At 67.4% G+C, this 12,488-nt stretch carries 8 protein-coding genes; all 8 read left to right on the top strand.

The window, feature by feature from the left end; genetic code table 11:
- Positions 1 to 8: 8 nt before the first annotated feature.
- The 8 genes from rplA (at position 9) to rpsL (ending at position 12,487) form a co-directional block, all read left to right on the top strand.
- The gene (gene rplA, locus ABD343_RS15325) at positions 9 to 731 is read left to right on the top strand and encodes a 50S ribosomal protein L1 (RefSeq protein ID WP_344528191.1); all 723 of its coding nucleotides are present in this window, start codon (positions 9 to 11) and stop codon (positions 729 to 731) included.
- A gap of 180 nt (positions 732 to 911) precedes the next feature.
- Positions 912 to 1,808 carry an SCO4651 family lipoprotein gene (locus tag ABD343_RS15320; RefSeq protein WP_344528189.1) on the top strand — a complete coding sequence of 299 codons (897 nt, stop codon included), beginning with the start codon at positions 912 to 914 and terminating at the stop codon, positions 1,806 to 1,808.
- Between the two features lie 307 nt (positions 1,809 to 2,115).
- On the top strand, positions 2,116 to 2,658 hold the full coding sequence (gene rplJ, locus ABD343_RS15315; RefSeq protein ID WP_344528187.1) for a 50S ribosomal protein L10: 543 nt from the start codon (positions 2,116 to 2,118) through the stop codon (positions 2,656 to 2,658).
- A 109-nt stretch (positions 2,659 to 2,767) separates the two neighbouring features.
- Positions 2,768 to 3,157, top strand: coding sequence for a 50S ribosomal protein L7/L12 (rplL, locus tag ABD343_RS15310; RefSeq protein ID WP_344528185.1), 390 nt, complete (start codon positions 2,768 to 2,770; stop codon positions 3,155 to 3,157).
- Positions 3,158 to 3,646: 489 nt separating this feature from the next.
- Positions 3,647 to 7,129 carry a DNA-directed RNA polymerase subunit beta gene (rpoB, locus tag ABD343_RS15305; protein ID WP_344528183.1) on the top strand — a complete coding sequence of 1,161 codons (3,483 nt, stop codon included), beginning with the start codon at positions 3,647 to 3,649 and terminating at the stop codon, positions 7,127 to 7,129.
- Between the two features lie 89 nt (positions 7,130 to 7,218).
- Positions 7,219 to 11,118, top strand: a complete 3,900-nt coding sequence (locus ABD343_RS15300; protein ID WP_344528597.1) for a DNA-directed RNA polymerase subunit beta' — start codon at positions 7,219 to 7,221, stop codon at positions 11,116 to 11,118.
- A 216-nt stretch (positions 11,119 to 11,334) separates the two neighbouring features.
- On the top strand, positions 11,335 to 11,808 hold the full coding sequence (locus ABD343_RS15295; RefSeq protein WP_344528180.1) for a DUF1707 and DUF4190 domain-containing protein: 474 nt from the start codon (positions 11,335 to 11,337) through the stop codon (positions 11,806 to 11,808).
- Between the two features lie 307 nt (positions 11,809 to 12,115).
- Positions 12,116 to 12,487, top strand: coding sequence for a 30S ribosomal protein S12 (rpsL, locus tag ABD343_RS15290; RefSeq protein ID WP_003948652.1), 372 nt, complete (start codon positions 12,116 to 12,118; stop codon positions 12,485 to 12,487).
- The last annotated feature ends 1 nt before the right edge of the window (position 12,488 follow it).

Below are 12,488 nucleotides of genomic sequence, written 5' to 3'. Positions count from 1 at the left end.
GAGCAGCAGTGAAGCGCAGCAAGACTCTCCGCGAAGCGGACGCCAAGGTCGACCGGACGCGTCTGTACGCGCCGCTCGAGGCCGTCCGTCTCGCCAAGGACACCTCCACGAAGAACTTCGACGCGACCGTCGAGATCGCCATGCGCCTGGGTGTCGACCCGCGCAAGGCCGACCAGATGGTCCGCGGCACCGTGAACCTTCCGCACGGCACCGGTAAGACCGCCCGGGTCCTGGTCTTCGCGACCGGTGACCGTGCTGCGGCCGCGGAAGCCGCCGGCGCCGACATCGTCGGCTCCGACGAGCTCATCGAGGAGGTGGCCGGCGGCCGTCTCGACTTCGACGCCGTCGTCGCGACCCCGGACCTCATGGGCAAGGTCGGCCGCCTCGGCCGCGTGCTCGGTCCGCGTGGTCTGATGCCGAACCCGAAGACCGGCACCGTCACCCCGGATGTCGCCAAGGCCGTCAGCGACATCAAGGGCGGCAAGATCGAGTTCCGTGTCGACAAGCACGCGAACCTGCACTTCATCATCGGCAAGGCGTCCTTCACCGAGCAGCAGCTCGTGGAGAACTACGCCGCCGCCCTTGAGGAGGTCAACCGTCTGAAGCCGTCCGCCGCCAAGGGCCGCTACATCAAGAAGGCCACGGTCTCCACCACGATGGGCCCCGGCATCCCGGTCGACTCCAACCGCACCCGCAACCTCCTCGTCGAGGAGGACCCGGCGGCCGTCTGAGCCGTCAGGACCGCGCGGCAGCGCACAGCGTGAGGCCGGTGCCCGTCTCCCTCCGGGGAGGCGGGCACCGGCCTTTTCCGTGCCGGAGGCGGTCGGGAACCCCTCCCGGCGGCCCAGGCGTCTCAGGGCTTACGTAAGGTGCGGTTAAAGACATACGTATCCAACCGGGGGGTAGATCCCGTGCGCAGGACTCGAATAGTCGCGGCCGCGGCAGGCGTCGTACTGATGGCGGGCCTCACGGCCTGTGGCAGCGACGGCGGCGGCGACGACGACAAGGGCGGGAAGGGCGGCGGCGACAAGGCCGGGGGCTCGCCGGCCCAGAGCGCCCTCGCCGCGCTCAAGGCGGCGTCCACGACGACCGAGCAGCAGAAGTCGGCCCGCGTCGACGGCGACCAGAAGCAGACGGTCCAGGGCCAGGCCATGAACTCGACCAACAAGGGGTCCTTCGACTGGTCCGAGGGCGGCATGACCGGCAAGGCCGAGATCACCATGCAGGGCGGCGCCGCGATGGGCGCGGGCAACAAGCCGATGCAGGCCCGCTACCTCCCGGACGCGATGTACATCCAGATGGCCGCGGGCGCGGCCCAGGGCAAGTGGATCGAGTACGACTACGACGTACTGGCCAAGAAGGCTGGGCCGTCCGGCGCGTACATGAAGGACCAGATCCAGAACAACAACCCGGCGCGCTCGGTCCAGCTCCTCATGGCCACCGGCAAGGTCAAGGCGGTCGGCAGCGAGTCCGTGCGCGGGGTCAAGGCCACGCACTACACCGGCGACGTCAAGCTGAGCGAGCTGACGCGGATGCAGTCGAAGGACCTGAGCGAGTCCGACCTGCAGGCCCTGGAGCAGCAGTTCCAGCAGCAGGGGCTCACCAAGGAGCGGATCGACCTCTGGATCGACGACAAGGACCTGCTGGTCAAGAAGCGGGAGACCGCCAAGAACAAGCAGGGCACCACCAGCGTGGACAACACGGTGTACTACACGGACTACGGCACCGACGTGAACGTCACCGAGCCGTCCGGCGCGGTCAGCTTCGAGAAGATGATGAGCGGCGGCGCGGGCGCCGGCGCGAGCTGACCCTCGCAGTCGCGAACGCGGCCCCTTCGGGCTTCTGCGGCCCCTTCGGCGGATTTGGCGCCGGAGGGGCCGTTCGCGTACTCTCATCGGGAAGCCAAAGACCGCTGGTCGTCGTCGTGCTCGCACAGAGGGCACGGTGACCGAAGGATCCGCTAGCTGCGGACGGCCCGCGCAGGTGATGTGAGGAAGCACTCCCGGAGCGAAGTCTGTTCCGGTCGAGTACCGCCCCATGCGCCTGCGCTGGGGCGTTTCGTTTTGTTCAGCCCCTTCCGAGCGGTCCTCATCACCCGGAAGGAGGCCGAGGCCCATGGCGAGGGAACAGGTCGCGCCTGACAAGATCGACGCGGTTTCCGAGATCACGGACAAGTTCCGTAACTCGAACGCAGCGGTTGTCACCGCGTACACCGGACTCTCCGTGGCGCAGCTCAAGACGCTGCGCCGGTCGCTCGGTGACAACGCTCAGTACCGTGTGGTGAAGAACACGCTGACCAAGATCGCGGCCAACGAGGCCGGGATCAACGAGCTGGACGAGTTCTTCGAGGGCTCGTCCGCCGTCGCCTTCGTCACCGGTGACCCGGTCGAGGCGGCGAAGGGTCTTCGTGACTTCGCCAAGGAGAACCCCGCTCTTGTCATCAAGGGCGGCATCGTCGACGGCGCGCTGTACGGCGCCGACGACCTCAAGAAGCTCGCGGACCTCGAGTCCCGCGAGGTGCTGCTCTCCAAGCTTGCCGGTGGCATGAAGGCGTCCATGGCCAAGGCCGCGGCGACCTTCGAGGCCCCGCTCACGAAGTTCGTCCGCACCGCGGAGGCGCTTCGCAGCAAGAAGGACGAGCAGGGCGGTGCCGAGTAACTCGGCTCGCGCATTGATCTCCGTCCGTACGGGGATCGCAGCGGGCCCGTAGTACGCCCGCCTCTTATGTACATCCGGCACCAGCCGACTTAGTGGAAGGACCGCCACCATGGCGAAGCTCACCCAGGACGAGCTGCTCGCGCAGTTCGAGGAGATGACCCTCATCGAGCTCTCGGACTTCGTGAAGAAGTTCGAGGAGAAGTTCGACGTCGAGGCCGCCGCCCCGGCCGCCGCCGTCGTCGCCGCCCCGGGTGCCCCCGGCGCGCCGGCCGAGGCCGCCGAGGAGCAGGACGAGTTCGACGTCATCCTGACCGGTGCGGGCGACAAGAAGATCCAGGTCATCAAGGTCGTGCGCGAGCTGACCTCGCTGGGTCTGAAGGAGGCCAAGGAGCTGGTCGACGGCACGCCGAAGCCGGTTCTGGAGAAGGTCGCCAAGGACGCCGCCGACAAGGCCAAGGAGTCCCTCGAGGGCGCCGGCGCCTCCGTCGAGGTCAAGTGACCCTCACGACTCTCTGAGTCACCGCTTCCACCCCTGTACGGGTGGGGCAGCAGCCAAGGGCGATCACCCACACGGGTGGTCGCCCTTCGGCGTCTCTGCCCCGGTTGCGCCGTCCTGCTCCCGGGGGCGGGTATGGTGATCTTCGTTGCCCGAGGGGGCCTTGACGAACGGCACGCAGCGCGCAATTCTCGGGACGCGTCGTCACATCGATCCTGGATCCGAGGCATGGATCGGAGGCGAAGCGGGAAGTGTTGCGGCAGGCGCAGTCCGGCCCGGCGAATCGAGGCCGCCGGGAGGGTTCTGTGGAAGAGAAGAACAACCGCAGGAGGTGGAGACCGGGGCGTGAGCCGGTTTCCTGAAATCCGCTCTGGACATCAGTGGGCCTTGTGGCTACACTGACCCTTTGCGCTGCCTTTTAGCTGCCCCCTGCCCGTCACCAGGGGCACCGGTATGCGTGTAGAGAGTCCGAGCCCTCGGAAGGACCCCCTCTTGGCCGCCTCGCGCACTGCCTCGACTGCCAATTCGAACAACGGCGCCAGCACTGCCCCGCTGCGTATCTCTTTTGCGAAGATCAAGGAGCCCCTCGAGGTTCCGAACCTTCTCGCGCTCCAGACCGAGAGCTTTGACTGGCTGCTCGGCAACGACGCCTGGAAGGCTCGCGTCGAGGCCGCTCTGGACAGTGGACAGAACGTTCCCACCAAGTCCGGTCTGGAAGAGATCTTCGAGGAGATCTCCCCGATCGAGGACTTCTCCGGGTCGATGTCGCTGACCTTCCGCGATCACCGTTTCGAGCCCCCCAAGAACTCGATCGACGAGTGCAAGGAGCGCGACTTCACGTACGCGGCTCCGCTCTTCGTCACGGCCGAGTTCACCAACAACGAGACCGGCGAGATCAAGTCCCAGACGGTCTTCATGGGCGACTTCCCGCTCATGACCAACAAGGGCACCTTCGTGATCAACGGCACCGAGCGTGTCGTCGTCACCCAGCTCGTCCGGTCCCCCGGTGTCTACTTCGACTCCTCGATCGACAAGACCTCCGACAAGGACATCTACTCCGCCAAGGTCATCCCGTCCCGCGGTGCCTGGCTGGAGATGGAGGTCGACAAGCGCGACATGGTCGGCGTGCGCATCGACCGTAAGCGCAAGCAGTCCGTGACCGTCCTGCTCAAGGCGCTCGGGTGGACCACCGAGCAGATCCTGGAGGAGTTCGGCCAGTACGAGTCCATGCGCGCCACCCTGGAGAAGGACCACACCCAGGGTCAGGACGACGCGCTGCTCGACATCTACCGCAAGCTGCGCCCGGGCGAGCCCCCGACGCGCGAGGCCGCGCAGACGCTGCTGGAGAACCTCTACTTCAACCCGAAGCGGTACGACCTGGCCAAGGTCGGCCGGTACAAGATCAACAAGAAGCTCGGCGGCGACGAGCCGCTGGACTCCGGCGTGCTCACCACCGCCGACATCATCGCCACGATCAAGTACCTGGTGAAGCTGCACGCGGGCGAGACCGAGTCGCAGTCCGCCGAGGGCGACACGATCGTCATCGAGACCGACGACATCGACCACTTCGGCAACCGCCGCCTGCGCAACGTCGGCGAGCTGATCCAGAACCAGGTCCGTACGGGTCTCGCCCGTATGGAGCGCGTCGTGCGTGAGCGCATGACCACCCAGGACGTCGAGGCGATCACGCCGCAGACCCTGATCAACATCCGGCCGGTCGTCGCCTCCATCAAGGAGTTCTTCGGCACCAGCCAGCTCTCGCAGTTCATGGACCAGACGAACCCGCTCTCGGGTCTGACGCACAAGCGGCGTCTGAACTCGCTGGGCCCGGGTGGTCTGAGCCGTGAGCGGGCCGGCTTCGAGGTCCGTGACGTGCACCCCTCGCACTACGGCCGCATGTGCCCGATCGAGACGCCGGAAGGCCCGAACATCGGTCTGATCGGCTCGCTCGCCTCCTACGGCCGGCTGAACCCGTTCGGCTTCGTCGAGACCCCGTACCGCAAGGTCGTCGAGGGTGTCGTCACCGACGAGGTGGACTACCTCACGGCCGACGAGGAGGACCGCTTCGTCATCGCGCAGGCCAACGCGCCGCTCGCCGAGGACATGCGCTTCGCCGAGGACCGCGTGCTGGTCCGCCGCCGTGGGGGAGAGGTCGACCTCATCCCCGGCGGCGAGGTGGACTACATGGACGTCTCGCCGCGCCAGATGGTGTCGGTCGCGACCGCCATGATCCCCTTCCTGGAGCACGACGACGCCAACCGCGCGCTCATGGGGTCGAACATGATGCGGCAGGCCGTGCCGCTCATCAAGACCGAGTCGCCGCTGGTCGGCACCGGCATCGAGTACCGCTGCGCGGTCGACGCCGGTGACGTGATCAAGGCCGAGAAGGAGGGCGTGGTCCAGGAGGTCTCCGCGGACTACGTCACGGTGGCCAACGACGACGGCACGTACACCACGTACCGCATCGCCAAGTTCACCCGCTCCAACCAGGGCACCTCCTTCAACCAGAAGGTGCTCGTGGACGAGGGCGCGCGCGTGATCGAGGGCCAGGTCCTGGCCGACGGTCCGTCCACCGACGAGGGCGAGATGGCCCTCGGCAAGAACCTCCTCGTGGCCTTCATGCCCTGGGAGGGCTACAACTACGAAGACGCGATCATCCTCAGCCAGCGCCTGGTGCAGGACGACGTCCTCTCCTCGATCCACATCGAGGAGCACGAGGTCGACGCCCGCGACACCAAGCTCGGCCCGGAGGAGATCACCCGGGACATCCCGAACGTGTCGGAGGAGGTCCTCGCCGACCTCGACGAGCGCGGCATCATCCGCATCGGTGCCGAGGTCGAGGCGGGCGACATCCTCGTCGGCAAGGTGACCCCCAAGGGCGAGACCGAGCTGACCCCCGAGGAGCGGCTGCTCCGCGCGATCTTCGGCGAGAAGGCGCGCGAGGTCCGCGACACCTCGCTGAAGGTGCCGCACGGCGAGACCGGCAAGGTCATCGGCGTCCGCGTCTTCGACCGCGAGGAGGGCGACGAGCTGCCCCCGGGCGTCAACCAGCTCGTGCGGGTCTACGTGGCCCAGAAGCGCAAGATCACCGACGGTGACAAGCTCGCCGGCCGTCACGGCAACAAGGGCGTCATCTCGAAGATCCTGCCGGTCGAGGACATGCCGTTCCTGGAGGACGGCACCCCGGTCGACATCATCCTCAACCCGCTCGGCGTCCCGTCCCGGATGAACCCGGGCCAGGTGCTGGAGATCCACCTCGGCTGGCTGGCCTCCCAGGGCTGGAAGGTCGAGGGCTCCGAGGAGTGGATGCAGCGGCTCCAGGCGATCGGCGCCGACGAGGTCGCCCCGGGTACCAACGTCGCGACCCCGGTCTTCGACGGTGCCCGCGAGGACGAGATCTCGGGCCTGTTCAACTCGACGGTCCCGAACCGCGACGGCGACCGGATGGTCCAGCCGTCCGGCAAGGCGCAGCTCTTCGACGGCCGCTCCGGTGAGCCGTTCCCGGACCCGATCTCGGTCGGGTACATGTACATCCTGAAGCTGCACCACCTGGTCGACGACAAGCTGCACGCCCGTTCGACCGGTCCGTACTCGATGATCACCCAGCAGCCGCTGGGTGGTAAGGCCCAGTTCGGTGGCCAGCGCTTCGGCGAGATGGAGGTGTGGGCGCTGGAGGCTTACGGCGCCGCGTACGCCCTCCAGGAGCTGCTCACCATCAAGTCCGACGACGTCACCGGCCGCGTGAAGGTCTACGAGGCCATCGTCAAGGGCGAGAACATCCCCGAGCCCGGCATCCCCGAGTCCTTCAAGGTGCTCATCAAGGAGATGCAGTCGCTCTGCCTCAACGTGGAGGTGCTGTCCTCGGACGGCATGTCGATCGAGATGCGCGACACCGACGAGGACGTCTTCCGCGCCGCGGAGGAGCTCGGTATCGACCTGTCCCGGCGCGAGCCGAGCAGCGTCGAAGAGGTCTGACGGGTTCGCCGGGGCGCTCCACGGCTCCCCGGCCCTCCCGCGACCCCGTTCAGACCATTGACATACGACCCTGAGAGGGATTGACGAGAGTGCTCGACGTCAACTTCTTCGACGAACTGCGAATTGGCCTGGCCACCGCTGACGACATCCGTCAGTGGTCGCACGGTGAGGTCAAGAAGCCGGAGACCATCAACTACCGAACCCTCAAGCCCGAGAAGGACGGACTCTTCTGCGAGAAGATCTTCGGTCCGACCCGGGACTGGGAGTGCTACTGCGGCAAGTACAAGCGCGTCCGCTTCAAGGGCATCATCTGTGAGCGCTGCGGTGTCGAGGTCACCCGCGCCAAGGTGCGCCGCGAGCGGATGGGCCACATCGAGCTGGCCGCTCCCGTCACGCACATCTGGTACTTCAAGGGCGTCCCGTCCCGGCTGGGCTACCTGCTGGACCTCGCCCCGAAGGACCTGGAGAAGGTCATCTACTTCGCGGCGTACATGATCACGTACGTCGACGAGGAGCGCCGTACGCGCGACCTGCCCTCCCTGGAGGCGCACGTCGGCGTGGAGCGCCAGCAGATCGAGCAGCGCCGCGACGCGGACCTCGAGGCCCGCGCCAAGAAGCAGGAGGCGGACCTCGCCGAGCTGGAGGCCGAGGGCGCCAAGGCGGACGTGCGCCGCAAGGTGCGCGAGGGCGCCGAGCGCGAGATGAAGCAGCTCCGCGACCGCGCGCAGCGCGAGATCGACCGCCTCGACGAGGTGTGGAACCGCTTCAAGAACCTCAAGGTGCAGGACCTGGAGGGCGACGAGCTGCTCTACCGCGAGCTGCGCGACCGCTTCGGGACCTACTTCGACGGCTCCATGGGCGCCGCTGCCCTGCAGAAGCGCCTGGAGACCTTCGACCTGGAGGAGGAGGCGGAGAAGCTCCGCGAGGTCATCCGTACCGGCAAGGGCCAGAAGAAGACCCGGGCGCTCAAGCGCCTCAAGGTCGTCTCCGCGTTCCTGCAGACCAGCAACAGCCCCAAGGGCATGGTGCTGGACTGCGTGCCGGTGATCCCGCCGGACCTGCGTCCGATGGTGCAGCTCGACGGTGGCCGCTTCGCGACCTCCGACCTGAACGACCTGTACCGCCGCGTCATCAACCGCAACAACCGCCTGAAGCGTCTGCTCGACCTCGGTGCGCCCGAGATCATCGTGAACAACGAGAAGCGGATGCTCCAGGAGGCCGTCGACGCGCTCTTCGACAACGGCCGCCGCGGCCGCCCGGTCACGGGCCCCGGCAACCGTCCGCTGAAGTCGCTGTCCGACATGCTCAAGGGCAAGCAGGGCCGCTTCCGTCAGAACCTGCTCGGCAAGCGCGTCGACTACTCGGCCCGTTCCGTGATCGTCGTCGGCCCGCAGCTCAAGCTGCACCAGTGCGGTCTGCCGAAGGCGATGGCGCTGGAGCTCTTCAAGCCGTTCGTGATGAAGCGCCTGGTCGACCTGAACCACGCGCAGAACATCAAGAGCGCGAAGCGCATGGTCGAGCGCGGCCGCACGGTCGTGTACGACGTGCTGGAAGAGGTCATCGCGGAGCACCCGGTCCTGCTGAACCGTGCGCCCACGCTGCACCGCCTCGGCATCCAGGCCTTCGAGCCGCAGCTCGTCGAGGGCAAGGCCATTCAGATCCACCCGCTCGTCTGCACCGCGTTCAACGCGGACTTCGACGGTGACCAGATGGCCGTGCACCTGCCGCTCTCCGCGGAGGCGCAGGCCGAGGCCCGCATCCTGATGCTGTCCTCGAACAACATCCTCAAGCCCGCCGACGGCCGTCCGGTCACCATGCCGACGCAGGACATGGTCCTCGGGCTGTTCTTCCTCACCACCGACGAGGAGCAGCGCGAGACCATCGGCGACGGCCGGTCGTTCAACTCCACCGCCGAAGCGATCATGGCGTTCGACGCCGGGGAGCTGTCTCTCCAGGCGAAGGTCGACATCCGCTTCCCGGCCGGGACCACCCCGCCCCTGGGCTGGACCCCGCCGCAGCCGGAGGAGGGCGAGCCGGAGTGGCAGCCGGGCGACCCGTTCCGTCTGCGGACGGCCCTGGGCCGCGCGCTCTTCAACGAGCTGCTGCCCGAGGAGTACCCGTACGTCGACTACACCGTGGGCAAGAAGCAGCTCTCCCAGATCGTCAACGACCTGGCCGAGCGCTACCCCAAGGTCGTCGTCGCCGCCGCGCTGGACAACCTGAAGTCGGCCGGTTACTTCTGGGCGACCCGCTCGGGTGTCACGATCGCGATCTCGGACGTCGTCGTCCCGGACGCCAAGCCGGAGATCATCGCCGGTTACGAGGCGCAGGACGAGAAGGTCCAGAAGCAGTACGAGCGCGGTCTGATCACCAAGGACGAGCGCACGCAGGAGCTCATCGCCATTTGGACCAAGGCGACCAACGAGGTCTCCGAGGCGATGAACGAGAACTTCCCGAAGACGAACCCGATCTTCATGATGGTGGACTCGGGCGCCCGAGGGAACATGATGCAGATGCGTCAGATCGCGGGTATGCGCGGTCTGGTGTCCAACGCGAAGAACGAGACCATCCCGCGGCCCATTAAGGCGTCGTTCCGTGAGGGTCTCTCCGTGCTGGAGTACTTCATCTCCACGCACGGTGCCCGTAAGGGCCTGGCGGACACCGCCCTGCGTACCGCGGACTCGGGTTACCTGACCCGTCGTCTGGTCGACGTCTCCCAGGATGTGATCATCCGCGAGGAGGACTGCGGCACCGACCGCGGCCTCAAGCTGTCGATCGCGACCAAGGGCGCCGACGGGATCCTGCGCAAGGACGACGACGTCGAGACCAGCGTGTACGCGCGCTGCCTCGCCGAGGACATCGTCGTCGACGGCAAGGTGCTGGCCCCGGCCGGCACCGACCTGGGCGACGTGCTCATCGACGAGCTCGTGCGGCACGGCGTCGAGACCGTCAAGACCCGCTCGATCCTCACCTGCGAGTCCACGGTCGGCACCTGCGCCATGTGCTACGGGCGCTCGCTGGCCACCGGCAAGCTCGTCGACATCGGCGAGGCCGTCGGCATCATCGCGGCCCAGTCGATCGGTGAGCCCGGCACCCAGCTCACGATGCGTACCTTCCACACCGGTGGTGTGGCGGGTGACGACATCACGCAGGGTCTGCCGCGTGTCGTCGAGCTCTTCGAGGCCCGTACGCCCAAGGGCGTCGCGCCGATCTCGGAGTCGGCCGGCCGGGTCCGTATCGAGGAGACGGAGAAGACCAAGAAGGTCGTCGTCACCCCGGACGACGGCTCGGACGAGACCTCGTACAGCGTCTCCAAGCGCGCCCGTCTGCTGGTGGGCGAGGGCGACCACGTCGCCGTCGGCCAGCGGCTCACGGTGGGTACGGAGAACCCGCACGACGTGCTCCGTATCCTCGGCCAGCGCGCCGTCCAGGTGCACCTGGTGGGCGAGGTCCAGAAGGTCTACAACTCGCAGGGCGTGTCGATCCACGACAAGCACATCGAGATCATCATCCGGCAGATGCTGCGCCGCGTGACGATCATCGAGTCCGGCGACGCGGAGCTGCTGCCGGGTGAGCTGGTGGAGCGCACCAAGTTCGAGGGTGAGAACCGCCGGGTCGTGGCGGAGGGTGGCCACCCGGCCTCCGGCCGTCCGCAGCTCATGGGTATCACCAAGGCCTCGCTGGCCACCGAGTCGTGGCTGTCGGCGGCGTCCTTCCAGGAGACGACCAGGGTCCTGACCGACGCGGCGATCAACGCCAAGTCGGACTCCCTGATCGGCCTCAAGGAGAACGTCATCATCGGTAAGCTCATCCCGGCCGGTACGGGCCTGTCCCGCTACCGCAACATCCGGGTCGAGCCGACCGAGGAGGCCAAGGCGGCGATGTACTCGGCCGTCGGGTACGACGACATCGACTACTCGCCGTTCGGTACGGGCTCCGGCCAGGCGGTCCCGCTGGAGGACTACGACTACGGTCCGTACAACGCCTGATCCAGGACGTAGGACGCCACGGGGCGGTCACCCTTGCGGGGGTGGCCGCCCCGTGGCCTGTAATACCTCTTCCTCTCGCGATGAACCGGCCAGGAACGCCGCGCGTCATGGATGATGGGGGAGAGACCAGGCTGGGAGGTGGGGGCAGTGTCGTACGGGCCATGGAACCCGGAGGGCGTTCCGGCGCGCCAGCAGCCAGGGCAGCCGATGCAGACGATGCGTGCGTCACACACGGACCGCGAGCGTGCCATCGATGTCCTGAAGGCGGGCTTCAGCGAGGGACGTTTGCGCCAGGAGGAGTACGAGGCGCGGCTGACCCGCGCGTCGAACGCGGAGACGTACGGCGAGCTGCACGCGCTCCTCGCCGACCTGCCGCAGGGCCCGGTGCCGATGCCCGCGCCGGCCCCGGTGCAGTACGTGCAGCCGCAGCCTCCCGTGGCGCGCACGTTCCTTCCGGCGCCGATGCCGAAGACCAACGGATCCGCGATCGGCGCGCTGGTCTGCGGCATCCTGACGCCCATGTACGGGCTGACGGCGATCCCGGCCGTCATCCTGGGCCACAAGGCCAAGGCCGAGATCCGCAGAACGGGCGAGGAGGGCACGGGGCTCGCGACGGCGGGCCTGGTGCTGGGATGGCTGGCCATCGGGGTGGCGGTCCTTGTGATCCTGATCGCGGTGGCCGCGAGCTGATCTCTCCTCGGCCGGTCGCTCTTCTCCTCGCAGGTCGGGGGCGCTACGGTGGCGCGGGCTCTGTTTTGACCCGAGCCCTTGTGCTGGGTACGATCTGACCTTGTGCCTGGGGTGTCCCCTGCTCTGCTGCCGTCCCGCGAGAGCGGTCAAGGCCAGCGCCGATGGTGACACCGGATCTGCATGCTTCTCCATACGAGGAGTCACCCGCCTTCGCGCGGCTCTGCAGTCTTCGACACGCCCGACCTCGTGGGTCGGAGCGCGGCCCGGGTTAGCTTTACCGAGACGGCACACAGAAACCGGAGAAACGGTGCCTACGATCCAGCAGCTTGTCCGCAAGGGCAGGCAGGACAAGGTCGAGAAGAACAAGACGCCCGCCCTGGAGGGTTCCCCCCAGCGCCGCGGCGTCTGCACGCGTGTTTTCACCACCACCCCGAAGAAGCCGAACTCGGCCCTGCGTAAGGTCGCGCGTGTGCGTCTGACCAGCGGGATCGAGGTCACCGCTTACATCCCGGGTGAGGGCCACAACCTGCAGGAGCACTCGATCGTGCTCGTGCGCGGTGGCCGTGTGAAGGACCTGCCGGGTGTTCGTTACAAGATCATCCGCGGCTCCCTCGACACGCAGGGCGTCAAGAACCGCAAGCAGGCTCGCAGCCGCTACGGCGCCAAGAAGGAGAAGTAAA

The sequence above is a fragment of the Streptomyces albiaxialis genome, assembly GCF_039530985.1.
Lineage (GTDB): Bacteria > Actinomycetota > Actinomycetes > Streptomycetales > Streptomycetaceae > Streptomyces > Streptomyces albiaxialis.
Note: the sequence above shows the minus strand (reverse complement) of the source record. Positions and strands in the feature narration are given on the sequence as shown.

Excerpts from the sequence above, each read along its gene's own strand:
- rplJ (WP_344528187.1), top strand. The coding sequence starts at position 2,116 with ATGGCGAGGGAACAGGTCGCGCCTGACAAGATCGACGCGGTTTCCGAG.
- rplL (WP_344528185.1), top strand. The coding sequence starts at position 2,768 with ATGGCGAAGCTCACCCAGGACGAGCTGCTCGCGCAGTTCGAGGAGATG.
- ABD343_RS15295 (WP_344528180.1), top strand. The coding sequence starts at position 11,335 with ATGCGTGCGTCACACACGGACCGCGAGCGTGCCATCGATGTCCTGAAG.